Genomic DNA, 25,695 nt, shown 5'->3' on the forward strand with positions numbered 1-25,695 from the left:
TGGTTCGAGCGTGGCGACAGGGGCGTCGAGCACGAAGGGTAGTGGCGCAATTGGTAGCGCAGCGGTCTCCAAAACCGCAGGTTGCAGGTTCGAGTCCTGTCTACCCTGCCAGCGTGATCCCCCGCGGGGCCGCGCGCAGCGGGGCCATCCGCATGACCCCGGAACGCCAGGAGTCAGTGCCGTGGGTGCGTCGCCGGCAGGTGGCGCGGCCGCGGCGGGAACGCGAAACGGGGTAGAGCGAGTGAGCGAGTCACCGGCTGAGGCCGTGGGGACGCCCGGCGGGGGCAAGTCGGCCACCGGCAAGCGCCCGAACCTGTTCGCGCGCATCGCGCTCTTCGTGCGCCAGGTCGTGGCGGAGCTCCGCAAGGTCGTGACCCCGACCCGCTCGGAGCTGGTGAACTACACGATCGTCGTGCTGGTGTTCGTCACCGTGGTCATGCTGTTCGTGGTGGCCCTCGACTGGGTCATCGGACTGGGCGTCCTCGCCCTCTTCGGCGACTGACCGCAGCAGGCCGCCGGACGCCCGCCCCCGAAGCAAGCAGATTCCAGAAAGCAGGTTCGTTCGTGTCCCAGGATCCGCTGGACCAGACGGAGAACGTCGACCCCACCCAGCCCGACGCCGACGGCGCCGCGGCTGACCTCGACGTGCCCGCGGACCCCGCCACGGACGCGGCGCCCGAGGAGGCCGCCGACGAGGTCGAGAACGCCGAGGACGTCGAGGACGCGGCCGAGGGGACCGACGCCGAGGACGAGCGCCCGGCGGACGCCGACGGCGACGTCGTCGAGGACCCGGCCGAGGAGTTCCGCCGCACCCTGCGCGCGCAGTTCGGCGACTGGTACGTCATCCACTCCTACGCGGGGTACGAGAACCGTGTGAAGGCCAACCTGGAGAACCGCATCCAGAGCCTGAACATGGAGGACTACATCTTCCAGATCGAGGTCCCCATGGAGGAGGTGACCGAGATCAAGAACGCGCAGAAGAAGACCGTCCGCCGCGTCCGCATCCCCGGTTACGTCCTCGTGCGCATGGACCTCACGGACGAGTCGTGGGGCGCCGTGCGCCACACGCCGGGCGTCACCGGCTTCGTCGGGCACACGCACCAGCCCGTGCCGCTGACGCTGGACGAGGTCTACTCGATGCTGGCGCCGGTGTTCGTCGAGGCCGCCCCGGAGGCCGGCAAGGCCGCCGCGGCGTCGTCGGGCGCGTTGGCGAAGGCCCCGGTCGAGGTCGACTTCGAGGTCGGCGAGTCGGTCACCGTCACCGACGGCCCGTTCGACACGCTGCCCGCCACGATCTCCGAGATCAACGCCGAGGCCCAGAAGCTCCAGGTCCTCGTCTCCATCTTCGGCCGGGAGACCCCGGTCGAGCTGTCGTTCAACCAGGTCGCCAAGATCTGACCTGACGACGGCGCCGGTCGCCCGCAGCACCCGCTGCGGGCTTCGGCATGCAACCGGGTCATCGCCCATGGCGTCGGCCCACGAACAGGAAAGGGGGAGCACCATGCCTCCCAAGAAGAAGGTCGCCGGCCTCATCAAGCTCCAGATCAACGCCGGTGCGGCCACGCCCGCCCCGCCGATCGGCCCCGCGCTCGGTCAGCACGGCGTGAACATCATGGAGTTCTGCAAGGCCTACAACGCGGCCACGGAGTCGCAGCGCGGCAACGTCGTCCCCGTCGAGATCACCGTGTACGAGGACCGCTCGTTCACGTTCATCACGAAGACGCCGCCGGCCGCCGAGCTCATCAAGAAGGCCGCCGGTGTGGCCAAGGGCTCCGCGACCCCGCACACCGTCAAGGTCGCGCAGCTGTCCCAGGACCAGGTCCGCGAGATCGCGCAGACCAAGCTCCAGGACCTCAACGCGAACGACATCGACGCCGCGATGAAGATCGTCGCCGGCACCGCTCGTTCGATGGGCATCACCGTCGCGGAGTGATCCGCGACCGGGCCGCCCGGGCCGTGAGTGATCACGGCCCGGGCGGTCCGGACCAAGTCCCGGCGATCGACGTCGGGCACGTGGCAGGGTCCGCGCGGACCCGCTCACCACGACTGCAGAAGGAGAAGCAGATGGCAACGCGCAGCAAGGCGTACCGCGCCGCGGCCGAGAAGATCGACCGCGAGAACCTGTACAGCCCCCTCGAGGCGGTCCGCCTCGCCAAGGAGACCGCGACGGTCAAGTACGACGCGACCGTCGAGGTCGTGTTCCGCCTGGGCGTCGACCCCCGCAAGGCCGACCAGATGGTCCGCGGCACGGTCAACCTGCCGCACGGCACCGGTAAGACGGCCCGCGTGATCGTCTTCGCGAACGCCGCCAAGGCCGAGGAGGCCGTGGCGGCCGGCGCCGACGAGGTCGGCGGCGACGACCTGATCGCCAAGGTCGCGGCGGGTTACACCGACTTCGACGCCGCCGTGGCGACGCCGGACCTCATGGGCAAGGTCGGTCGCCTGGGCAAGGTGCTGGGCCCCCGTGGTCTCATGCCGAACCCGAAGACCGGCACGGTCACGATGGACGTCACCAAGGCCGTGACCGACATCAAGGGCGGCAAGATCGAGTTCCGCGTCGACAAGCACTCGAACCTGCACTTCATCATCGGCAAGGCGTCCTTCGACGAGAAGGCGCTGGTGGAGAACTACGCCGCCGCGCTCGACGAGGTCCTGCGTCTCAAGCCGACGTCCTCCAAGGGCCGGTACATCACCAAGGCCACGATGACGACGACGATGGGCCCGGGCATCCCGCTCGACCAGTCGCGCACCTCGAAGCTGCTCGACGAGGCCTGATCCACCGCAGGCGCGCAGCAGGTCCCGCGAGGGACGCGCTGAGCCCATGACGACGGCCCGGCACCCGCAAGGGGGCCGGGCCGTCGTCGTTCCCCGACCGACTCCGCACGGGTTGGCGCGGGCGTGTATCAGGACCGGCGGGCCGCCCTCCCTCACCGATGACGACGAGAGAGCGGCGCCGGGGACGGCGTCGCCCGGCGAGAGGCGATGGCACCCACGATGCAAAGTCATCCTTCTGCCGTCTCGCCTCGCGCCGTAGGCTCAATGGCTCCGGGGCGCGGCCGCCCCGTCTTCTCGACGAGCCCTCACGAGGTGCGAACAGCCATGACACGAGCCACGGAGGAACCGCTCGGCGGGACACCCGACGCCGACGAGAGCCTGGGCGACCGGGCCGCACGGGCGGTCCTGGAGTTCCGGGAGGGGCGCACCGACGCCCTGTCGGACCTGGTCCGGGAGGCGACGCCGTTGCTGTGGCACACGGTGCGCGCCCAGGGTGTCGACCGGGACGTCGCCGACGACGTGGTGCAGTCCACGTGGGCGGCGCTCGTGCGGCACGCGGACACGATCGCGGAGCCGAAGGCCGTGCTGAAGTGGCTCCTCGTGACGGCCCGCCGGGCCGCCTGGGAGACGGTGCGCAAGGGGCGCGCGGACCTGCGCCGCCGCACCGAGCTGCCGGACGACGTGACCGAGGGTGCCGCGGCCCTGCCGGACGCCCGCCCGGGCCCGGAGGCCGAGGTGCTGACCGACGAGCGCGACCGGATCCTCTGGTCGTCGCTCCGGAGGCTCCCGGCGCGCTGCCAGGAGCTGCTGCGACTCGTCTCGCTCGCCGACCGCCCGGACTACAAGGCGATCTCGGCGTCGATCGGCATGCCGGTGGGAAGCATCGGCGCCACTCGGGGACGGTGCCTGGCCAAGCTGCGCGCCGTCCTCACGGAACAAGGGGAGGCCTCGTGGACATGAGCGAGAAGCACGAGAACGCGTGGGGCGCGCCCGTGCCCGGCGAGGACGAGCCCCTGGACGCGCACGACGTCGCCGTCCTGGGCCGGCTCGCCAGCGCCGTCGAGGCGGTCGACCCTGTGCCATCCGGTTTGGTCGAGCGGTCGCTGTTCGCGATGACGCTCGCCCGCCTCGAGGCCGAGGTGATGGAGCTGCAGCAGATCGAGGCCCCGGTCGGGTCCGTGCGCGGCGACGCCCCGCCGCTCGAGGCGCGCACCATCACGTTCACGCACGAGCGCCTCACCGTGATGATCGCGCTGTCCACCGACGACGACGGCACCCACGTGCGCCTCGACGGCTGGGTCGCCCCCGCCGCGACGCTCGTCGTCGAGCTGCGCCAGCCCGACGGCGAGCGCACCACGACCGCCGACGACGACGGGCGCTTCGCCTTCACCGGCGTCGACCGCGGCCCGACCAGCCTGCTCGTGCACCTGCCCGACGGCGGCGACGTCACCGTCGCCACGCCGGTCATCGAGCTCTGAACACACGACCCACCCGCGCGGCCTACGGACGCGGGCTCTTGCACGCCCGTAGGCGTGCCCACTCGAGGAGGAGCAGGTGAGCGAGACCCCAGACCAGGCCGCAGGAGCGGCGGTGCCGGACCCGAACCACGACTACCGGCCGGTGCGCTTCCTGGACCCGTCGCTGGTGAGGCGCCGTCCCGGCGTGCCTGCCGTGCGCCCCACCTGGTACGTGGCCGACAGAGTGATCGTGCAGGGTCCGCCCCCTCGTCGATTCGTCGACGGGCCGAACGGCCCTGTGGACGTGCAGGGCGTGACCCCGCTCGCCAGCGATGGGGAGCAGGCCGAGGACGCCGAGGTCACGGAGATCGAGCGACTCGCACGTGACCGCGGCTGCACCCTTGCCCTGGAGTCCGCGGGACGACGACGCAGCCGTCGCCCGGACGGTGGGCCCGCGGCTGACGACTGCGACGACGACTTCGCGTTCGCTCTTCGCCTGGTCCCCGACAGGGACGGGGACGAGCCGGACGCGTGGGAGATCGTGGAGGCGCTTGGCGGCCGGCTCGAGCTCGGCGGTGGTCACGGGTGCCGGCGCGTGAGCCTCGACCATGTGATGCTGGCGCGTCCGTTCACGAGCTCGCCGTTCACGTCGTCGCCGTTCACGAGCTCACCGTTTACGTCTTCGCCCTTCACATCGTCGCCGTTCACCAGTTCGCCCTTCACGTCGTCGCCGTTCACCAGTTCGCCGTTCACCAGTTCGCCGTTCACCAGTTCGCCGTTCACCAGCTCGCCCTTCGCCTCGTCCCCCATGCGCGGCATGGCGGAGTACGCGGTCCCGGGGTGGGGCGGCCGTGCTCCCGTCGCCTGGTTGGGCGGGCGGCCCGCGCGCCGGTATCCGGACGGGCCGTCGCCGTACGTCACCGAGGGCGGCATGGTCCGACCACTGGTGGCGATCGTCGACACGGGGCTGGGCACCCATCCTTGGTTCGGGACCTATGACATCGCGGAACGAGACGACCCTGCCGCCGACGTCGACGGCAACGGCGTCGTCGTGCGGCACGCCGTCCTGCCCGACGGCCGCCCGATCGGGACACAACCCGTGCCCGCACGACGGAGCGAGGACGCCGAGATCGGAGGGGCCAGCGCCGCCGCGCTGACCGGTCCGCTCGACCCCGTGGCCGGCCATGGGACCTTTATCGCCGGCATCGTCCACCAGAAGTGCCCCGACGCGGCGATCCTGCCGGTCAGAGTGGTCGGCGGCGACGGTGTCGGGGCGGAGTCGGACCTGGTGATGACTCTCAGCCGACTGCTGGAGTTCCACCAGCTCGGCCTGGCCGCCGGCGATGCTCCCGGCGACGCCGGTGCCCCCGTCGACGTCGTGGTGCTCTCCCTCGGCTACTACCACGAGGAGGCTGAGGAGCTCGGCGTGACGGACGCGCTGCGCGCCGTCATCGACGAGCTGCGGTCGAGCGGTGTGGTGGTCGTGACGGCGGCGGGGAACGACGGTACGACGCGTCCGAGCTTTCCCGCGGCCCTAGCGCCTCTCGTCGAGCGGACGCGCGATCCGCGCGACGGGCGTGTGCGCGCGAAAGCGATCGGGCCGTCACCGACGGACGAGGCGCCGCCTGTGCTCGCCGTCGGTGCCGAGAACCCCGACGGGACGACAGCGTTGTTCAGCAACGACGGCCGCTGGGTCACGACGACCCGGTGCGGGGCCGCGGTGGTGAGCACGATCCCGACCACGCTGGACGGTCCGATCACGCCCTCGCTGCGGATCGAGAACCGATTCGGCGCAGGGCACAGGGCTACCCTCGACATCGAGGGTTTCCAGGGAGGGTTCGCGACGTGGAGCGGCACGTCGTTCGCTGCGCCGGTCCTGGCGGGCGAGATCGCCTCCACGTTGGTCGAGCGGCGTGCGGAGCGGGTGCGGGGCGTCCTGTCGTCGGGTGGGGGCGGTAGCGTTTCGCAGGTACAGGGGTTCCGCCTGGACGATGCCTGGACGGCCGTCACGGAGCACACGGGGCTCACTCCTCCGGGGAGCGCTGCGATGGAGTGATCGGGGAGGCGAGGCCTTGGGCGACGATCCCGTCGTTGCGCTGCGCGGGGCGCTCGACCGAGCACTCGACAACGATCGTGTCCGGCGCCGGTTCGGTCTGGCAGTGCGCCAGTACCGAGCGGTGCGCCGCGATCTCGGGCGTCTCGACCCCGTCGTGCCGGAGCAGGTGGCGGAGCTGCACGTTCGGGCTCTGGTGGGTGAGTCCCGGTGCATGTCCGAGCAGGGTGCCGCCACGGAGGCCTGCCTGGCTTTGCTGGCCGAGGCCCGCTGGTGGGCAGAGATGAGCGGCGAGGTCGCCCTCGTGGCCTTGGTCGACGGCCGTCGCGGGTTGCTGCGGCTGAGACGTGGGCAGCTCGACGAGGCCCTGACCGATCTCTCCAGCGCGGAGAAGGGCCTCCCGGACGGTCCCGACCTCGGTGCGGTCTACCTCAATCGCGGCTCGCTCCGTCTCGAGCGAGGCGAGACAGAGCTGGCGGCGCGAGACTTCGAGCGTTGCGTCTCGATGACCGGCGCGGGGGTCGAACCGGCGCTGCACGCGATGGCGGCCCACAACCTCGGCTATGCGCTCTTCCTCCGGGGGGAGCTTCCGGCCGCGCTGCGTTCGATGGCGGACGCGGCACGGGGCGCGCCGCCAGAGCACGCGGGCGTGGGCCTCATGGACAAGGCGGCGGTCCTCTACGAGGCCGGTCTCCTGACCGACGCCGAGGAGTCGCTGCGGCAAGCCGGACAGCTGCTCTCGTCGACCGCGGCCCGGCGCGACCTCCTGGACGCCCGGCTCGCCCGGGCCCGATGCCTCGTCGGGCTCGAGCGCCACCAGGAGGCGTTGGCGCTCGCACGCAGCGTTCGCGCTTCTGCGCGTCGCACCGGCGACCGACTCCTGGAGCTGCGTGCGGACCTGATCGGTCTGGACGCCAGGCACGGACAGCTCATCGACGACGGATCGCCGCCCGCGCGCGTCCGTCGGCTCGCGAGAACGGCGGAGCAGGTGCTGGACGCGGCGGGCGTGGTGCCCGGAGGGGCGCGGCTCGCCGCGGACGTCTCCCTCGTCGCGGCCGACGCCCTCGCACGCGCGGGCGACTTCGATGCTGCGGTGGACCACCTGCGCCATCTGCCGACGCGCTCCGGTCTCGCCCTGGGGACGCGGCTGCGCGCCGAGGCCGTCCGTGCCCTCGTCGCCTTCGGGCAGGGTGACCGCCGCGCCGGTGTTGCGGCGATCCGGCGCGGGCAGGAGCTCCTGGCGCAGCAGCGACAGCGACTCGGCGCGGTCGAGGCCGTCACCGCAGCGGCAGCCCACGGTGTCCGGCTCCAGGCGGTCGACATCGTCGCGGCGTTGGACGACGGCAGGGCGGACGCCCTTTTCGATGCGCTCGAACGGGGGCGCGCGACGTTTGCAGGATCCGGCAGGGTCAGGCCGTCGGCGGATCGTGAGACGGCGGCGCTGGTGTCCGCCGCACGACGCCTGCTGGACCGCGCTCGCATGCTGGAGGCAGAGAAGCCGGACTCGTCGCACGAAGCGTCGCAGCTTCGGCGTGAAGCACGGCGCCTCCAGGATCGGGCACGCGAACGCTCGTGGCAGGTCGGCGGCGAGGCGGAGGTGCCGCGTGCAGCGACCGTGCGCGCGATCCGGGCCGAGCTGCGCGCGGCAGCGTCGGATCGCGTGGTGCTCAACCTGGCGCTCTACCAGGGGAGGGTCCTTGCAGTCCGTGTCGACCGGTTCGGAGCCCAGGTCATGGAGCTGGGCCACGTCGCGGAGGTCGTCGAGCGGGCACGGCGGGTACGGGCCGACCAGTACGTCCTGGCCAACCCGTTGATCCCCGAGCCGATGCGGGCGGCCGCCCTGAGGTCCCTCGAGCGCGACCTTGCGTGGCTGGACACGACGCTGCTGCGCGGCGTCGATCCCGGGGAACCGCTCTACGTCGCAGCGCGTGGTCGGCTGGTCTCCCTGCCGTGGGCGTCGCTCCCGTCGCGCCGGGGGACGTCGACGGTCGTGAACTCGTGGGTGGCACGCGGGACGGCAGAATGGAGCCCTGGGACGGCGCTCGTGGTGGCGGGTCCGGAACTGCGGCACGCCCCGGCGGAGGCAGACGCCGTCGCGACGGTGTGGGGTGCCGGGACGACCGTCCTCACCGGGGAGAGCGCCACGTGCGATGCCGTGGCCGGTGAGCTCGACGGCCACGCGATCGTCCACCTGGCCGCCCATGGACAGCACGAACCTGACAATCCGGTCTTCTCGAGCGTCCGGCTCGCGGACGGGCCGATGTTCGCGCACGAGCTCGACGGGACGGATCTCGCCCGCTGCGTCATGGTCCTCTCGGCGTGCGACGTCGGGTCCGTCAGCATCAAGCACGGAGGTGAGCCTCTGGGGCTGACGAGCGTGCTGCTGCGCATGGGCGCACGGGCCGTGATCGCCAGTGTCGCGCCTCTGCGCGACGAGGTCGCGGTGCGCGTCATGCCGGCGCTCCACCGAGGTCTTCGTGAGGGGCTGCGGCCGGGGGAGGCGCTCGCGCGCGCCGTCGCGGACGAGCCGGAGCCGGTGCCCCTGGTGTGCTTCGGGCCGCTCGTCTTGTGATGTGGACGACACCTTGTGCTCCCCCCCCGGTGACCGCTGGGATGGGTGCGCCGAGCCTCGGCACCCGCCCGAGGGCGGGGACGATCGACGGAAGGACGTTCGATGAAGACACGTGCCACCCGCGTCATCGCAGGTCTGCTGCTCGCCGCCACCGCCGTGGTCGGCGCCGCCGCCACCGCGTCGGCGGAGCCTCCGGGCCCGCAGCACCCGTTCACCACCCACTGACGGCCACCGAGCGCCGTCGACGAGAGGGCGGCGGTCGGCGTCGAGCGTGCCGACCGCCGCCTGCCGTCGTGTACAGTTCTCAGGTAACCCAAGACCGCCGGTCGTCCGACGCTGCCCGGGCTCGCCCAGGAAGCAGAAGACCGAAGTCCCGTGAGAGCGGGGGCCTGCGTAGGTGACACGACGACGATCACACAGTCCGCTGTGAGCTCCGAGCCCCGTGCGCACCTGCGCCGGGGCTCTTTCTCTTTCAGGTACCGGTGGCACCACCACCGGAAGGATTGCCATGGCGAGGCCGGACAAGGCAGCCGCTGTCGCGGAGGTCGCGGACAAGTTCCGTGACTCGAACGCGGCCGTGCTGACCGAGTACCGCGGGCTCACCGTCGCACAGCTCAAGGAGCTGCGTCGGTCGCTCAGCGGCAACGCAACCTACGCCGTGGTGAAGAACACGCTGACGTCCATCGCGGCCAAGGAGGCCGGGATCGACGCGTTCGAGGCCGACCTCAAGGGTCCCTCCGCGATCGCGTTCGTGACCGGCGACCCGGTCGAGGCCGCCAAGGGTCTGCGTGACTTCGCCAAGGCGAACCCTGCACTGGTCATCAAGGGCGGTGTCCTTGACGGGAAGCCGCTGACCGCTGCAGAGATCACCAAGCTCGCGGACCTCGAGTCCCGCGAGGTCCTGCTGGCCAAGACGGCCGGCGCGATGAAGGCCAAGCTCTTCCAGGCTGCCTACGCCTTCAGCGCGAAGCCGGCCCAGGCCGCTCGCGTCATCGATGCCCTGCGTCAGAAGCAGGAATCGGAGGCCGCTGCCGCCTGACGGCGGTACGGCAAGCACAACCCCCTCCCTTGCTTCTGCGGGGCCCCAGGCCCCAGGACGCACCAACCGAAAGGAACGCCATCATGGCGAAGCTCAGCACCGACGAGCTCCTGGCCGCCTTCGAGGAGCTCACGCTCATCGAGCTCAACGACTTCGTGAAGGCCTTCGAGGAGAAGTTCGAGGTCACCGCCGCTGCTCCCGCCGCCGTCGCGGTTGCCGCCCCCGCCGCCGGTGGTGCCGGTGGCGCCGAGGCCGCCGAGGAGAAGGACGAGTTCGACGTCATCCTCGAGGCCGCCGGCGACAAGAAGATCCAGGTCATCAAGGAGGTGCGCGCGCTCACGTCCCTCGGCCTGAAGGAGGCCAAGGACCTCGTGGACGGCGCCCCGAAGCCGGTCCTGGAGGCCGCGAACAAGGAGACGGCCGAGAAGGCCAAGGCTGCCCTCGAGGGCGCCGGCGCCACCGTCACCCTCAAGTGATCGTCGCGGCCTAGCCGCGCATCGCTTCCGCGAGGCCCGCATCCCTTCGGGGGTGCGGGCCTCGCTGCGTCGGGGACGGGGACGGGCGACGTCATCGCTCGGCGCGGCAGTTTCGGCTCGGCGCGGCAGTCCGAACTGCCGCGCCGAGCCGAAACTGCGGCACCGGCCGACGACGAGCCCGCCGGTCCGCGGTTGTGGAGGTGTGGTGTCGTGACCGACGTCGCGCCCCCGAACCTGGCCCCGGCTCCCTAGCACGGGTTAGGCTGGTCCGACAACCGTTTCTTGGGCGGCATATGGCGGCCACCGAGACAACGTCCTCAAGACCCAGAACCGAGGGCGTCCGCTCGTGTGCCCGCGCGAGTTGGACAAACGACGAAGTTCTGGCTACGCTAGCGCTTTGCGCTCGCTTGTGCCCCGACGCCTCCCCGCTGACGAAGTCCCGCCCCCCGTGATCACCTCTTCGTGACCCCTGGGCCGGTTCCTCCCGCCGCGGTCCGGCGCCTGCAGCCTCGCTGAGCGTACAGCGTGCCATCGAACTGCAGGGAAGGACCCCTCTTGGCTGCCTCGCGCACCCCTTCTGTTCCGTCCGCCGACGCCATCGCGAACCGCACCGCTTCCCGCCGCGTCTCCTTCGCCAAGATCTACGAGCCGCTCGAGGTCCCCGACCTCCTCGGGCTGCAGACCGAGAGCTTCGACTGGCTCCTCGGCAGCCCCGCCTGGCAGGCCCGGGTCGAGGCGGCCACCGCCGCCGGCCGCTCCGACGTCCCGGCGACGTCGGGCCTCGAGGAGATCTTCGAGGAGATCTCGCCGATCGAGGACTTCGGCCAGTCGATGTCCCTCTCCTTCTCGAACCACCGCTTCGAGCCGCCGAAGTACACGGCGGAGGAGTGCAAGGAGAAGGACTTCACCTTCGCCGCCCCGCTGTTCGTGACGGCCGAGTTCGTCAACTACACGACCGGTGAGATCAAGAGCCAGACGGTCTTCATGGGCGACTTCCCGCTCATGACCGCGCGCGGCACGTTCATCATCAACGGCACCGAGCGCGTCGTCGTCTCGCAGCTGGTGCGTTCCCCGGGCGTCTACTTCGAGCGCACGCCCGACAAGACGAGCGACAAGGACGTCTTCTCGGCGAAGGTCATCCCGTCGCGCGGCGCCTGGCTCGAGTTCGAGATCGACAAGCGCGACGCCGTCGGCGTGCGCGTCGACCGCAAGCGCAAGCAGCCCGTCACCGTCCTCCTCAAGGCCCTGGGCCTCACGGAGGCGGAGATCCGCGAGGAGTTCGCCAGCTTCCCGTCGGTGCTCGACACCCTCGAGAAGGACCACGTCCACACGCAGGACGAGGCCCTCGTCGACCTGTACCGCAAGATCCGTCCGGGCGAGCCGCCCACGGTCGAGGCCGGTCGCGCGCTGCTCGAGAACTTCTACTTCAACCCGAAGCGCTACGACCTGGCGAAGGTCGGCCGCTACAAGATCAGCAAGAAGCTCGGCGTCGACGCGCCGCTGGCGGACTCGACGCTCTCGGTGACCGACGTCGTCGCGACGATCAAGTACCTCGCCGCGCTGCACGCCGACCTGGAGACCATCCCGGGCACCCGCGACGGCCAGCCGACCGAGGTCCGCGTCGAGACCGACGACATCGACCACTTCGGCAACCGCCGCATCCGCGCCGTCGGCGAGCTCATCCAGAACCAGGTGCGCACGGGCCTGTCCCGCATGGAGCGCGTGGTCCGCGAGCGCATGACGACGCAGGACGTCGAGGCGATCACGCCGCAGACGCTGATCAACATCCGCCCCGTGGTGGCGTCGATCCGCGAGTTCTTCGGCACCTCGCAGCTGTCGCAGTTCATGGACCAGAACAACCCGCTGGCGGGCCTGACGCACAAGCGTCGTCTGAACGCCCTCGGCCCGGGTGGTCTGTCCCGCGACCGTGCCGGCATGGAGGTCCGTGACGTCCACCCGTCGCACTACGGCCGCATGTGCCCGATCGAGACCCCTGAGGGCCCGAACATCGGTCTGATCGGCTCGCTCGCGTCGTTCGGTCGCATCAACCCGTTCGGCTTCATCGAGACGCCGTACCGCAAGGTCGTCGACGGCAAGGTCACGGACGAGATCGTCTACCTGACCGCCGACGACGAGGACCGGCACATCATCGCCCAGGCGAACACCGAGCTCGCCGTGGACGGCACGTTCCTCAACGACCGTGTCCTGGTGCGCACCAAGGGCGGCGAGACCGACGACCTGCCGCCGGCCGAGGTCGACTACATGGACGTCTCGCCGCGCCAGATGGTGTCCGTCGCGACGGCGCTCATCCCGTTCCTCGAGCACGACGACGCGAACCGCGCGCTCATGGGCGCGAACATGCAGCGCCAGGCCGTGCCGCTGGTGCGCTCCGAGGCGCCGCTGGTCGGCACCGGCATGGAGCGTCGTGCGGCGGTCGACGCCGGCGACGTCATCGTGGCGACCAAGCCCGGTGTGGTCACCGAGGTCTCGGCCGACCTGGTCCTCGTCGCGAACGACGACGGCACCACCGGCTCGTACCGCGCGGCCAAGTTCCGCCGCTCGAACCAGGGCACCAGCTACAACCAGCGCGTGCTCGTGGACGAGGGCCAGCGGGTCGAGGTCGGCTCCGTGCTGGCCGACGGCCCGGCGACCGACGAGGGCGACCTCGCGCTCGGCCGCAACCTGCTCGTGGCGTTCATGTCGTGGGAGGGCCACAACTACGAGGACGCGATCATCCTGTCGCAGCGCCTCGTGGAGGACGACGTCCTGTCCTCGATCCACATCGAGGAGCACGAGGTCGACGCCCGCGACACGAAGCTCGGGCCCGAGGAGATCACGCGGGACATCCCGAACGTCTCCGAGGACGTCCTGGCGGACCTCGACGAGCGCGGCGTCATCCGCATCGGTGCCGAGGTCGGCGCCGGCGACGTGCTGGTCGGCAAGGTCACCCCGAAGGGCGAGACCGAGCTGACCCCGGAGGAGCGCCTGCTGCGCGCCATCTTCGGCGAGAAGGCCCGCGAGGTGCGCGACACCTCCCTCAAGGTGCCCCACGGCGAGCAGGGCACCGTCATCGGCGTCCGCGAGTTCAACCGCGAGGACGGCGACGAGCTGCCCGCCGGCGTGAACCAGCTGGTCCGCGTCTACATCGCCCAGCGCCGCAAGATCACCGTCGGTGACAAGCTCGCCGGCCGCCACGGCAACAAGGGCGTCATCTCGAAGATCCTGCCGCAGGAGGACATGCCGTTCCTGCCCGACGGCACGCCGGTCGACGTCATCCTCAACCCGCTGGGCGTGCCCGGTCGTATGAACGTCGGTCAGGTCCTCGAGACGCACCTCGGGTGGGTCGCGAGCCGCGGCTGGGACATCGAGCTGGCCGAGGGCGAGGACCTCTCCTGGAAGGAGACCCTGCCCGAGGTCGCGTCGAAGTCGGAGCCGGGGACGCCGGTGGCGACGCCGGTGTTCGACGGGCTCGAGGAGTCGGGCCTGCGCGGCCTGCTCTCCACGACGCTGCCGAACCGCGACGGCGACCGCATGGTCGCGACCGACGGCAAGGCCCGGCTGTTCGACGGCCGCTCCGGCGAGCCGTTCCCGGACCCGGTGTCGGTGGGCTACATGTACATCCTCAAGCTCCACCACCTGGTCGACGACAAGATCCACGCGCGCTCGACCGGCCCGTACTCGATGATCACGCAGCAGCCGCTGGGTGGTAAGGCGCAGTTCGGCGGCCAGCGCTTCGGCGAGATGGAGGTGTGGGCCCTCGAGGCGTACGGCGCGGCCTACACGCTGCAGGAGCTGCTCACCATCAAGTCCGACGACGTCCCGGGCCGCGTGAAGGTCTACGAGGCGATCGTCAAGGGCGAGAACATCCCCGACTCGGGCATCCCGGAGTCCTTCAAGGTGCTCCTCAAGGAGATGCAGTCGCTGTGCCTGAACGTCGAGGTGCTCTCGAGCGACGGGACCTCCATCGAGATGAAGGAGTCCGACGACGAGGTGTACCGCGCCGCGGAGGAGCTGGGCATCGATCTGTCCCGACGCCCCAACTCGGCCGCCACGGTCGACGAGATCTGATCCAGCGACCAGCTGAACTCCACGGACATTCGAAAGCTTTGAGGAAGTAGGACATCTTGCTCGACGTCAACGTCTTCGACGAGCTGCGTATCGGCCTGGCCACGGCCGACGACATCCGTGCCTGGTCGCACGGAGAGGTCAAGAAGCCCGAGACCATCAACTACCGCACCCTGAAGCCGGAGAAGGACGGGCTCTTCTGCGAGAAGATCTTCGGCCCCACCCGGGACTGGGAGTGCTACTGCGGCAAGTACAAGCGCGTGCGCTTCAAGGGCATCATCTGCGAGCGCTGCGGCGTCGAGGTGACGCGCTCGAAGGTGCGCCGTGAGCGCATGGGGCACATCGAGCTCGCCGCCCCGGTCACGCACATCTGGTTCTTCAAGGGTGTGCCGTCGCGCCTCGGCTACCTGCTCGACCTGGCCCCGAAGGACCTGGAGAAGGTCATCTACTTCGCGGCCTACATGGTCACGTGGGTCGACGACGAGGCCCGCCACGAGGACCTCCCGAACCTCCAGAACGAGATCGACCTGGAGAAGAAGGAGATCTCGGACCGCCGCGACAACGACATCAACACCCGCGCCGCCAAGCTCGAGGCCGACCTGGCCGAGCTGGAGGCCGAGGGCGCCAAGGCTGACGCGCGCCGCAAGGTGCGCGACTCCGCCGAGCGCGAGATGGCGCAGCTGCGCAAGCGTGCCGACCAGGAGCTGGACCGCCTCGAGCAGGTCTGGGACCGGTTCAAGAACCTCAAGGTCGCGGACCTCGAGGGCGACGAGATGCTGTACCGCCAGCTCGTCGACCGGTACGGCACGTACTTCGAGGGCTCGATGGGCGCCGCGGCGATCCAGAAGCGCCTCGAGAGCTTCGACCTGGAGGCCGAGGCCGAGTCGCTGCGCGAGACCATCCGCACCGGCAAGGGGCAGCGCAAGACGCGTGCGCTCAAGCGCCTCAAGGTCGTCAACGCGTTCCTGACGACGACCAACTCGCCCACGGCGATGGTGCTCGACGCCGTCCCGGTCATCCCGCCGGACCTGCGCCCGATGGTGCAGCTCGACGGTGGCCGGTTCGCGACGTCGGACCTCAACGACCTGTACCGCCGCGTGATCAACCGCAACAACCGGCTCAAGCGCCTGCTCGACCTGGGTGCGCCGGAGATCATCGTCAACAACGAGAAGCGGATGCTCCAGGAGGCCGTGGACTCGCTGTTCGACAACGGTCGCCGCGGCCGTCCGGTCACCGGGCCGGGCAACCGCCCGCTGAAGTCGATCTCCGACATGCTCAAGGGCAAGCAGGGCCGGTTCCGCCAGAACCTGCTCGGCAAGCGCGTCGACTACTCGGGCCGTTCGGTCATCGTGGTCGGCCCGCAGCTCAAGCTGCACCAGTGCGGCCTGCCCAAGCAGATGGCGCTCGAGCTGTTCAAGCCGTTCGTCATGAAGCGGCTCGTCGAGCTCAACCACGCGCAGAACATCAAGAGCGCCAAGCGCATGGTCGAGCGGACCCGCGGCGAGGTGTGGGACGTGCTGGAGGAGGTCATCCAGGAGCACCCGGTGCTGCTGAACCGTGCCCCCACCCTGCACCGCCTGGGCATCCAGGCGTTCGAGCCGCAGCTCGTCGAGGGCAAGGCCATCCACCTGCACCCGCTCGTGTGCGCCGCGTTCAACGCGGACTTCGACGGCGACCAGATGGCGGTCCACCTGCCCCTGAGCGCCGAGGCGCAGGCCGAGGCCCGCATCCTCATGCTCTCGAGCAACAACATCCTCAAGCCGTCGGACGGCCGTCCGGTGACCATGCCCTCGCAGGACATGATCATCGGTCTGCACCACCTCACCTCGGACCGCCCCGGCGCGACGGGGGAGGGGCGCGTGTTCTCCTCGCAGGCCGAGGCGATCATGGCGCTCGACCGCGGCGAGCTGGACCTCAACGCCACGATCAAGCTGCGGATGTCGGACCTCGTTCCGCCGACCAAGGGCTTCGAGGCCCCCGAGGGCTGGGAGCCCGGGCAGCCGCTGCTGTTCGAGACCACGCTGGGCCGCACGATCTTCAACGAAGCGCTCCCGATCGACTACCCGTTCCAGAACGGGGTCGTCGGCAAGAAGGAGCTCTCGACGATCGTCAACGACCTGGCGGAGCGCTACCCGAAGGTCGACGTCGCGACGTCGCTCGACGCGCTGAAGGACGCCGGCTACCGCTGGGCCACGCGCTCGGGCGTCACGATCGCGATCTCCGACGTCGCGATGCCGGAGGTCAAGAACGACATCCTGGACGAGCACGAGCAGCGTGCGCTGAAGGTCCAGGACCAGTTCGACAAGGGTCTGATCACCGACGACGAGCGCCGTCAGGAGCTCATCGAGATCTGGACCCAGGCCACCGACAAGATCGCGTCGGTCATGCGCGAGAACCTCGAGAGCAACTCGCGGAACACGCTGTACCGCATGGTGTCCTCGGGCGCCCGTGGTAACTGGATGCAGGTCCGTCAGATCGCCGGTATGCGCGGCCTCGTGGCGAACCCGAAGGGCGAGATCATCCCGCGCCCGATCAAGTCCAACTACCGCGAGGGCCTGTCCGTCCTCGAGTACTTCATCGCCTCGCACGGTGCCCGCAAGGGTCTGGCCGACACGGCGCTGCGTACCGCGGACTCCGGCTACCTGACCCGTCGTCTGGTCGACGTGTCGCAGGACGTCATCATCCGCGAGGAGGACTGCGGCACCGAGCGCGGCCTCACGCTGCCCGTCGCCGAGCGCATCGGCGACGTGCTGGTGCCGCACCCGCGCGTCGAGACGAGCATCTACTCGCGCACGTTCGCGACGGACGTCGTGGACGCGGACGGCAACGTCGTGGCCGAGGCGGGCTCGGACGCGGGCGACGTGATCATCGACAAGGTGATCGCCGCCGGCATCGAGAACGTCAAGGTCCGCTCCGTGCTGACCTGCGAGTCGCGCGTCGGCACCTGCGCCAAGTGCTACGGCCGCTCCCTGGCCACCGGCAAGCTGGTGGACATCGGCGAGGCCGTCGGCATCATCGCGGCGCAGTCCATCGGTGAGCCGGGCACGCAGCTGACGATGCGTACCTTCCACACCGGTGGTGTCGCCTCCGCGGAGGACATCACGCAGGGTCTGCCCCGTGTCACCGAGCTGTTCGAGGCCCGCACCCCCAAGGGTGAGGCCCCGATCGCGGAGTACACCGGCACCGTGGCGATCGAGGACACGGAGCGCACGCGCCACCTGGTCCTCACGCCGGCCGACGGCGGCGAGGAGATCCGCTACCCGGTGACCAAGCGTGCCCGCCTCCTGATCGCCGACGGCGAGCAGGTCCAGGTCGGCACCCAGCTGGTCCAGGGCGCCGTCGACCCGAAGAAGGTGCTGCGCATCCTCGGCCCGCGTGCCACCCAGAAGCACCTGGTGGACGAGGTCCAGGAGACCTACCGCTCGCAGGGCGTGGACATCCACGACAAGCACATCGAGGTCATCGTGCGGCAGATGCTGCGTCGCGTGACCGTGCTCGACTCGGGTGACTCGCACCTGCTGCCGGGCGAGCTCGCGGAGCGCGTCCGCTTCGAGGACGCGAACCGTCGCGCGGTGGCGGAGGGTGGCCAGCCGGCCTCCGGCCGTCCCGAGCTCATGGGCATCACGAAGGCCTCGCTCGCCACCGACTCGTGGCTCTCGGCGGCCTCCTTCCAGGAGACCACCCGCGTGCTCACCGAGGCGTCGATGAGCGGCCGTCGTGACCCGCTGCTGGGCCTCAAGGAGAACGTCATCCTCGGTAAGCTCATCCCCGCCGGTACGGGCCTGCCCCGCTACCGGAACATCGAGGTCGAGCCGACCGAGCAGGCCAAGGCCGAGCTCTACCCGAGCTTCGGCTACGACGAGATCGACTTCCCGACGCTCGGCATGGGCTCGGGCGAGGCGATCCCGCTGGAGGACCTGGACTTCGGCGACTTCCGCTGATCCCGCCAGTGCCGAGGTAGTCCGAGCCTCGGCGAGGTAGTACGCCGCGTCCGCTCATCGAGCGGGCGCGGCGTACTCCGTACTACCTCGGCGAGGCGGGGCGCACGTCACAGCGTGCGTCCTTCCTGCACCTTTGACCCCGCTTGCTTCCGCGGGTAATCTTGGAAGCCGTGCCCGTGCCGTCGCGCGCGCATCCCGCTGTCAGCCCAGAGCCTTCCGGCTCGGGCCGGCTGCCGGAGGCGTCGCCGACCTGAGCGCACAGGTACCCCGGGAAGATCGCTCGGACCGTCCGTGAGGGCGGGGGAGCTGAGCTGATCCGGGCCATCGAGCCGGTGGTAAGTGGCGTTGCGGTCCGTGAGGGCCGCGGGTGCCGCATGCGATCGGCACGCACAAGCCAGACAGACCACCGTCGAGGGCCGGCCGGCCCTCGTGAGCTCGAGAAGACGACGGAGACGTAGTGCCTACGATCCAGCAGCTCGTCCGCAAGGGCCGGTCCACGAAGGCCGTGGCGTCGAAGACGCCGGCCCTCAAGGACTCGCCCCAGCGGCGCGGCGTGTGCACCCGCGTGTACACCACCACCCCCAAGAAGCCGAACTCCGCGCTCCGCAAGGTCGCGCGCGTCAAGCTGTCCTCGGGTACCGAGGTCACCGCGTACATCCCCGGTGTCGGCCACAACCTGCAGGAGCACTCGATCGTGCTCGTCCGCGGCGGCCGTGTGAAGGACCTCCCGGGTGTCCGCTACAAGATCGTGCGCGGCGCGCTCGACACGCAGGGCGTGAAGAACCGCAAGCAGGCCCGCAGCAAGTACGGCGCGAAGAAGGAGAAGGCCTGATGCCTCGCAAGGGTCCGGCCCCCAAGCGGCCGCTCATCGTCGACCCCGTCTACGGGTCGCCCGTCGTCACGCAGCTGATCAACAAGGTCCTGCTCGACGGCAAGAAGTCCACCGCCGAGGCGATCGTCTACGGCGCCCTCGAGGGCGTCCGTGCCAAGACGGACCAGGACCCGGTCGTCGTGCTCAAGCGCGCGCTGGAGAACGTCCGCCCGGCCCTCGAGGTCCGCTCCCGCCGTGTCGGTGGCGCCACCTACCAGGTGCCGGTCGAGGTGCGCCCCGTGCGTTCCACGACGCTCGCGCTGCGCTGGCTCACGGACTTCTCGCGCGCCCGCCGCGAGAAGACGATGACCGAGCGCCTCATGAACGAGATCCTCGACGCCTCCAACGGCCTCGGTGCCGCCGTGAAGCGCCGCGAGGACATGCACAAGATGGCCGACTCGAACAAGGCCTTCGCGCACTACCGCTGGTGATGCGCACGGACGGCCCCGGGTGATCCCCGGGGCCGTCCGAGGATCCGGAACCGGCCGGCAGCCGGCCCTCCGGCCCGGCTTCCGACCTTCCACCGACAAGGGGTAAGACACCGTGGCACTCGACGTGCTGACCGACCTGAACAAGGTCCGCAACATCGGCATCATGGCCCACATCGATGCCGGCAAGACCACCACCACCGAGCGCATCCTGTTCTACACCGGTGTGAACTACAAGATCGGTGAGACGCACGACGGTGCGTCGACGATGGACTGGATGGAGCAGGAGCAGGAGCGCGGCATCACGATCACGTCCGCCGCGACGACCTGCTACTGGAAGAACAACCAGATCAACATCATCGACACCCCGGGTCACGTGGACTTCACCGTCGAGGTCGAGCGCTCCCTGCGCGTGCTCGACGGTGCCGTCGCGGTGTTCGACGGCAAGGAGGGCGTGGAGCCCCAGTCGGAGACCGTGTGGCGCCAGGCCGACAAGTACGACGTCCCGCGCATCTGCTTCGTCAACAAGATGGACAAGCTCGGCGCGGACTTCTACTTCACGGTCGACACCATCGTCAACCGCCTCAAGGCGAAGCCGCTGGTCATCCAGCTGCCGATCGGCGCCGAGAACGACTTCGAGGGCGTCGTCGACCTTCTCGAGATGAAGGCGCTGACCTGGCGCGGCGACACCAAGATGGGCGAGGAGTACGCGGTCGAGGAGATCCCGGCCGACCTCGTCGAGAAGGCCGAGCAGTACCGGGCCGAGCTCGTCGAGGCCGTCGCCGAGGCGGACGACGAGCTGCTCGAGAAGTTCCTCGGTGGCGAGGAGCTCACGGTCGCCGAGATCAAGTCCGGCATCCGCAAGCTCGTCATCCGCTCCGAGGCCTTCCCGGTGCTGTGCGGCTCGGCGTTCAAGAACAAGGGCGTGCAGCCCATGCTCGACGCCGTGATCGACTACCTGCCGACCCCGCTCGACGTCCCGGCCGTCCAGGGCCACGACGTCAAGGACGCGGAGAAGATCATCGAGCGTCGTCCGGACGAGACGGAGCCGTTCTCGGCCCTCGCGTTCAAGGTCGCCACGCACCCGTTCTTCGGCAAGCTCACCTACGTCCGCGTCTACTCGGGCAAGGTCGCGCAGGGCGCTCAGGTCCAGAACTCGACCAAGGGCAAGAAGGAGCGCATCGGGAAGCTCTTCCAGATGCACTCCAACAAGGAGAACCCGGTCGAGGAGGCCCACGCCGGGCACATCTACGCCTTCATCGGGCTCAAGGACGTCACCACCGGTGACACGCTCTGCGACCCGGCGAACCCGGTCATCCTCGAGTCGATGACCTTCCCCGAGCCGGTCATCGACGTGGCCATCGAGCCGAAGACGAAGGCCGACCAGGAGAAGCTCTCCACGGCGATCCAGAAGCTCGCCCAGGAGGACCCGACCTTCCGCGTCAAGCTGGACGAGGAGACCGGCCAGACCGTCATCGGCGGCATGGGCGAGCTCCACCTCGACATCCTCGTCGACCGTATGCGTCGCGAGTTCAAGGTCGAGGCGAACGTCGGCAAGCCGCAGGTCGCGTACCGCGAGACGATCCGCCGTACCGCGGAGAAGATCGACTACACGCACAAGAAGCAGACCGGTGGTTCGGGCCAGTTCGCCAAGGTCCAGGTGACCTTCGAGCCGCTCGAGACGACCGAGGGCGAGCTCTACGAGTTCGCCAACGCCGTCACCGGTGGTCGCATCCCGCGTGAGTACATCCCGTCCGTCGACGCCGGTATCCAGTCGGCGATGCAGCAGGGCGTGCTGGCCGGGTTCCCCGTGGTGGGGGTCAAGGCCACGCTGCTCGACGGCGCCTACCACGACGTCGACTCCTCGGAGATGGCGTTCAAGATCGCCGGCTCGATGGTCTTCAAGGAGGGCATCAAGCGGGCCGACCCGGTCATCCTCGAGCCCGTCATGGCCGTCGAGGTCCGGACGCCCGAGGAGTACATGGGCGACGTGATCGGTGACATCAACTCGCGTCGTGGGATGATCCAGTCCATGGAGGACGCGACCGGTGTCAAGGTCGTGCGTGCCCAGGTACCGTTGAGCGAGATGTTCGGGTACATCGGTGACCTGCGTTCCAAGACGCAGGGCCGCGCCGTGTACTCGATGCAGTTCGACAGCTACGCCGAGGTTCCTCGCAACGTTGCTGACGAGATCATCAAGAAGACCCGGGGCGAGTGAGTCCCCACAGGTCGACGACCAGCACAACCATCAACCTGTAGGAAACCCCCGTCGCCCCGCGGGATGTAGGCTCTCTCGCCGAGTCTCGCAACGTTCGGGAACATCTACCCAAGTCCCAGGAGGACCCCAGTGGCTAAGGCCAAGTTCGAGCGGACCAAGCCGCACGTCAACATCGGCACGATCGGGCACGTCGACCACGGCAAGACGACGCTGACCGCCGCGATCTCGAAGACGCTTGCGGACACGTACCCCGACCTGCCGGCGAACACGCAGCGCAACTTCGACGAGATCGACGCCGCGCCGGAGGAGAAGCAGCGCGGTATCACGATCAACATCGCGCACATCGAGTACGAGACGCCCAAGCGTCACTACGCGCACGTCGATGCTCCGGGTCACGCCGACTACATCAAGAACATGATCACCGGTGCCGCCCAGATGGACGGCGCGATCCTGGTGGTCGCGGCGACCGACGGTCCGATGGCCCAGACGCGCGAGCACGTGCTGCTGGCCCGCCAGGTGGGCGTCCCCTACCTGCTGGTCGCGCTGAACAAGGCCGACATGGTCGACGACGAGGAGATCCTCGAGCTCGTCGAGATGGAGGTCCGCGAGCTGCTGTCGTCGCAGGAGTTCGACGGCGACAACGCGCCCGTCGTCCGCGTCTCCGGCCTCAAGGCCCTCGAGGGTGACCCCGAGTGGACCAAGAAGGTCCTGGAGCTCATGGAGGCCGTGGACGAGAACGTCCCGGACCCGGTCCGCGAGCTCGACAAGCCGTTCCTCATGCCGATCGAGGACGTCTTCACCATCACCGGCCGCGGCACCGTCGTGACCGGCAAGGTGGAGCGCGGTGCGCTCGACGTCAACTCCGAGGTCGAGATCGTCGGTATCCGTGCGCCCCAGAAGACCACGGTCACCGGTATCGAGACGTTCCACAAGCAGATGGACCAGGCCCAGGCCGGCGACAACACCGGTCTGCTCCTGCGCGGCATCAAGCGCGAGGACGTCGAGCGTGGCCAGGTCGTCGTGAAGCCGGGTTCGATCACCCCGCACACGAACTTCGAGGCGCAGGTCTACATCCTGGGCAAGGACGAGGGCGGCCGTCACAACCCGTTCTACTCGAACTACCGTCCGCAGTTCTACTTCCGGACCACGGACGTCACCGGCGTCATCACGCTGCCCGAGGGCACCGAGATGGTCATGCCCGGCGACAACACCGAGATGTCGGTGGAGCTGATCCAGCCCATCGCCATGGAGGAGGGCCTCGGCTTCGCCATCCGTGAGGGTGGCCGCACCGTCGGCTCCGGCCGTGTCACCAAGATCAACAAGTGACCTGCTGATCCTCGGCTGATCACCTGAGCAGGAGGCCCGGGCCCGGTAGGGCCCGGGCCTCCCGCATGCTCGGGGGGTCGGTGCGTCCGGCGTCACAGCGGTCGAACCCCGTTCCGGCTTGGAATCGCGGGGTTCCCTGTGGCAAGATGTTCAGGTTGCCTGTCACGGGCGCGTTCTTTCTCGTGTCGAACAGTGTGTAGCACCACGGTGCGTGCACCGCTCCGGTCTCCCGGAGCGGTCCACCCGCCTGGAGCGGTTCTCCTCTCGGAGGAGTCGCGGGGTTGCCGGCTGTCGACGCGCGTGAGCGCCCCGCGGGACACATGTCTCGACAGGCCAGACAAACGTCGTGGTCCGCCTCGCGGACCACAATCAACGGCCCCACGCCGATCAGGTGTGTGCCCGGGTGTGCCGCACCAGTGTGACAACACAGGCGACACGCCCGAGCGCGGGGGTCGGACAGTAGCGGTTCGAGAGAGAGAGTCAGACGACGCCATGGCGGGACAGAAGATCCGCATCCGGCTCAAGTCCTACGACCACGAGGTCATCGACAGCTCGGCGCGCAAGATCGTCGACACGGTGACGCGCGCTGGTGCGACGGTCGTGGGTCCGGTGCCGCTGCCGACGGAGAAGAACGTCTTCACCGTCATCCGGTCGCCTCACAAGTACAAGGACAGCCGCGAGCACTTCGAGATGCGCACGCACAAGCGGCTCATCGACATCATCGATCCCACGCCGAAGGCCGTCGACTCGCTCATGCGGATCGACCTGCCTGCCGACGTGAACATCGAGATCAAGCTCTGAGGCTGGGATAGATATGACCAACCAGCAGAAGAACGTGACCGCGGTGCTCGGCACCAAGCTCGGCATGACGCAGCTGTGGGACGACGCCGGTCGTCTGGTCCCCGTCACCGTCGTGGCCGTCCCGACCAACGTCGTGACGCAGGTCCGCTCCGCGGACGCCGACGGCTACGCGGCCGTGCAGCTCGCCGCCGGCCAGATCGACCCGCGCAAGGTCACCAAGCCGCTCAAGGGCCACTTCGAGAAGGCCGGCGTCACGCCGCGCCGTCACGTCGCCGAGGTCCGCACCGAGGACGCCGCCGAGTTCACGCTCGGCCAGGAGATCACCGCCGAGGCCTTCGAGGCCGGTGCCGTGGTCGACGTCGTCGGCACCACCAAGGGCAAGGGCACCGCCGGTGTCATGAAGCGCCACGGCTTCTCCGGCGTCGGCGCCTCTCACGGTGCCCACCGCAACCACCGCAAGGCCGGCTCGATCGGCGGCGCCTCGACGCCGTCGCGCGTGTTCAAGGGCCTGCGGATGGCCGGTCGCATGGGCCACGCCCGCATGACCGTCCAGAACCTGACCGTCCACGCGGTCGACGCCGAGAAGGGTCTGCTGCTCGTCAAGGGCGCGGTTCCCGGCCCCAAGGGTGGCGTCGTCGTCGTGCGTACCGCCGCGAAGGGTGCGTGACCTCCATGGCCAACCAGACCGTCGACGTGCTCGACGCCCAGGGCAAGAAGGCCGGCACGGCCGAGCTCCCCGCTGAGGTGTTCGACGTCGCCACCAACGTCCCGCTGATCCACCAGGTGGTCGTGGCGCAGCGCGCCGCCGCCCGCCAGGGGACGCACGCCACCAAGACCCGCGGCGAGGTCCGCGGTGGTGGCAGGAAGCCGTACAAGCAGAAGGGCACCGGCCGCGCCCGTCAGGGTTCGACCCGCGCCCCGCAGTTCGCCGGCGGTGGCACCGTCCACGGCCCGCAGCCGCGCAAGTACGACCAGCGGACCCCGAAGAAGATGAAGGCCGCCGCCCTGCGTGGCGCCCTCTCCGACCGGGCTCGCGCCGGCCGCGTCCACGTGGTCGCCGGCTTCGGCCTCGAGGGTGCGCCCTCGACGCGGACCGCCGTCAAGACGATCGCCGCGCTCACCGGGCGCGAGCACGTCCTCGTGGTCACGGAGCGCTCGGACGAGCTGACGATCCTGTCGCTCCGCAACGTCGAGCAGGTCCACCTGCTGACCGCGGACCAGCTCAACACCTACGACGTGCTCGTCTCCGACGACGTCGTCTTCACCGAGGGCGCGCTCGCCGCGTTCCTCGCCGGCCCGGCCACGGGCAAGAGCGTGAAGGCCGTCGCCACGGAGTCCGAGGCGGCCGAGACCGAGGAGGCCACGAAGTGACCGCCGTGACGAAGGACCCGCGCGACATCCTGATCGCGCCGGTCGTCTCCGAGAAGTCCTACAACCTCCTCGACGAGGGCAAGTACACCTTCGTCGTGGACCCGCGGGCCAACAAGACCGAGATCAAGATCGCGGTCGAGCAGGTCTTCGGTGTCAAGGTCGACTCGGTCAACACGATCAACCGCAAGGGCAAGGCGCGTCGCACGCGCTTCGGCCTGGGCAAGCGCAAGGACACGAAGCGCGCGATCGTGACCCTCCGTGAGGGCACGATCGACATCTTCGGCGGTCCGGCTTCCTGAGGC

General features: G+C 69.6%; 21 protein-coding genes and 1 tRNA gene. All 22 read left to right on the top strand.

Annotated elements, in window-relative coordinates; all coding sequences use genetic code 11:
• Positions 1-35 precede the first annotated feature (35 nt).
• Positions 36-111 (top strand) — tRNA-Trp (locus ACH436_RS10350).
• A gap of 130 nt (positions 112-241) precedes the next feature.
• Positions 242-502 carry a preprotein translocase subunit SecE gene (gene secE / locus ACH436_RS10355; RefSeq protein WP_430560116.1) on the top strand — a complete coding sequence of 87 codons (261 nt, stop codon included), beginning with the start codon at positions 242-244 and terminating at the stop codon, positions 500-502.
• Between the two features lie 62 nt (positions 503-564).
• On the top strand, positions 565-1,398 hold the full coding sequence (nusG, locus tag ACH436_RS10360; protein ID WP_430560117.1) for a transcription termination/antitermination protein NusG: 834 nt from the start codon (positions 565-567) through the stop codon (positions 1,396-1,398).
• A 103-nt stretch (positions 1,399-1,501) separates the two neighbouring features.
• The gene (gene rplK, locus ACH436_RS10365) at positions 1,502-1,933 is read left to right on the top strand and encodes a 50S ribosomal protein L11 (protein ID WP_429727829.1); all 432 of its coding nucleotides are present in this window, start codon (positions 1,502-1,504) and stop codon (positions 1,931-1,933) included.
• Between the two features lie 131 nt (positions 1,934-2,064).
• Positions 2,065-2,775: a 50S ribosomal protein L1 gene (gene rplA, locus ACH436_RS10370; RefSeq protein ID WP_430560118.1), complete on the top strand. Its 711-nt coding sequence runs from the start codon at positions 2,065-2,067 to the stop codon at positions 2,773-2,775.
• A 324-nt stretch (positions 2,776-3,099) separates the two neighbouring features.
• A complete protein-coding gene (locus tag ACH436_RS10375) occupies positions 3,100-3,735 on the top strand; it encodes an RNA polymerase sigma factor (RefSeq protein WP_430560119.1) in 636 nt (211 codons plus the stop codon).
• Positions 3,732-4,253, top strand: coding sequence for a hypothetical protein (locus ACH436_RS10380; protein WP_430560120.1), 522 nt, complete (start codon positions 3,732-3,734; stop codon positions 4,251-4,253). The genes ACH436_RS10375 and ACH436_RS10380 overlap by 4 nt, the downstream gene beginning before the upstream one ends.
• Positions 4,254-4,329: 76 nt before the next feature.
• Positions 4,330-6,288 carry a S8 family serine peptidase gene (locus ACH436_RS10385; RefSeq protein ID WP_430560121.1) on the top strand — a complete coding sequence of 653 codons (1,959 nt, stop codon included), beginning with the start codon at positions 4,330-4,332 and terminating at the stop codon, positions 6,286-6,288.
• Entirely contained in the window at positions 6,179-8,857 is a 2,679-nt protein-coding gene (locus ACH436_RS10390; RefSeq protein WP_430560122.1) for a CHAT domain-containing protein, read from the top strand. Before ACH436_RS10385 ends, ACH436_RS10390 begins: the two co-directional genes overlap by 110 nt.
• 102 nt (positions 8,858-8,959) lie before the next feature.
• Positions 8,960-9,082, top strand: coding sequence for a hypothetical protein (locus tag ACH436_RS10395; protein WP_430560123.1), 123 nt, complete (start codon positions 8,960-8,962; stop codon positions 9,080-9,082).
• 283 nt (positions 9,083-9,365) lie between these two features.
• Positions 9,366-9,896 (top strand): 50S ribosomal protein L10, encoded by a 531-nt coding sequence (gene rplJ, locus ACH436_RS10400; protein ID WP_430560124.1) that lies wholly within the window; start codon positions 9,366-9,368, stop codon positions 9,894-9,896.
• A gap of 83 nt (positions 9,897-9,979) precedes the next feature.
• Positions 9,980-10,372, top strand: a complete 393-nt coding sequence (rplL, locus tag ACH436_RS10405; protein WP_430560125.1) for a 50S ribosomal protein L7/L12 — start codon at positions 9,980-9,982, stop codon at positions 10,370-10,372.
• 555 nt (positions 10,373-10,927) lie between these two features.
• Entirely contained in the window at positions 10,928-14,440 is a 3,513-nt protein-coding gene (gene rpoB / locus ACH436_RS10410) for a DNA-directed RNA polymerase subunit beta (RefSeq protein WP_430560126.1), read from the top strand.
• A gap of 56 nt (positions 14,441-14,496) precedes the next feature.
• Positions 14,497-18,378: a DNA-directed RNA polymerase subunit beta' gene (locus ACH436_RS10415; RefSeq protein ID WP_430560127.1), complete on the top strand. Its 3,882-nt coding sequence runs from the start codon at positions 14,497-14,499 to the stop codon at positions 18,376-18,378.
• Between the two features lie 457 nt (positions 18,379-18,835).
• On the top strand, positions 18,836-19,210 hold the full coding sequence (gene rpsL, locus ACH436_RS10420; protein WP_416342463.1) for a 30S ribosomal protein S12: 375 nt from the start codon (positions 18,836-18,838) through the stop codon (positions 19,208-19,210).
• Entirely contained in the window at positions 19,210-19,680 is a 471-nt protein-coding gene (gene rpsG, locus ACH436_RS10425) for a 30S ribosomal protein S7 (protein WP_429764774.1), read from the top strand. Before rpsL ends, rpsG begins: the two co-directional genes overlap by 1 nt.
• 112 nt (positions 19,681-19,792) lie before the next feature.
• A complete protein-coding gene (gene fusA, locus ACH436_RS10430; RefSeq protein ID WP_430560128.1) occupies positions 19,793-21,895 on the top strand; it encodes an elongation factor G in 2,103 nt (700 codons plus the stop codon).
• A 129-nt stretch (positions 21,896-22,024) separates the two neighbouring features.
• Positions 22,025-23,221: an elongation factor Tu gene (gene tuf / locus ACH436_RS10435; protein WP_430560129.1), complete on the top strand. Its 1,197-nt coding sequence runs from the start codon at positions 22,025-22,027 to the stop codon at positions 23,219-23,221.
• A 492-nt stretch (positions 23,222-23,713) separates the two neighbouring features.
• Positions 23,714-24,022 (top strand): 30S ribosomal protein S10, encoded by a 309-nt coding sequence (gene rpsJ / locus ACH436_RS10440; RefSeq protein WP_013837837.1) that lies wholly within the window; start codon positions 23,714-23,716, stop codon positions 24,020-24,022.
• Between the two features lie 13 nt (positions 24,023-24,035).
• The gene (gene rplC, locus ACH436_RS10445) at positions 24,036-24,689 is read left to right on the top strand and encodes a 50S ribosomal protein L3 (protein WP_430560130.1); all 654 of its coding nucleotides are present in this window, start codon (positions 24,036-24,038) and stop codon (positions 24,687-24,689) included.
• A gap of 5 nt (positions 24,690-24,694) precedes the next feature.
• Positions 24,695-25,393: a 50S ribosomal protein L4 gene (gene rplD / locus ACH436_RS10450; protein WP_430560131.1), complete on the top strand. Its 699-nt coding sequence runs from the start codon at positions 24,695-24,697 to the stop codon at positions 25,391-25,393.
• Entirely contained in the window at positions 25,390-25,692 is a 303-nt protein-coding gene (gene rplW / locus ACH436_RS10455) for a 50S ribosomal protein L23 (RefSeq protein WP_079572420.1), read from the top strand. Before rplD ends, rplW begins: the two co-directional genes overlap by 4 nt.
• Positions 25,693-25,695: the final 3 nt, after the last annotated feature.

This window comes from Isoptericola sp. NPDC019693, assembly GCF_044389085.1.
Taxonomy (GTDB): Bacteria; Actinomycetota; Actinomycetes; order Actinomycetales; family Cellulomonadaceae; genus Isoptericola.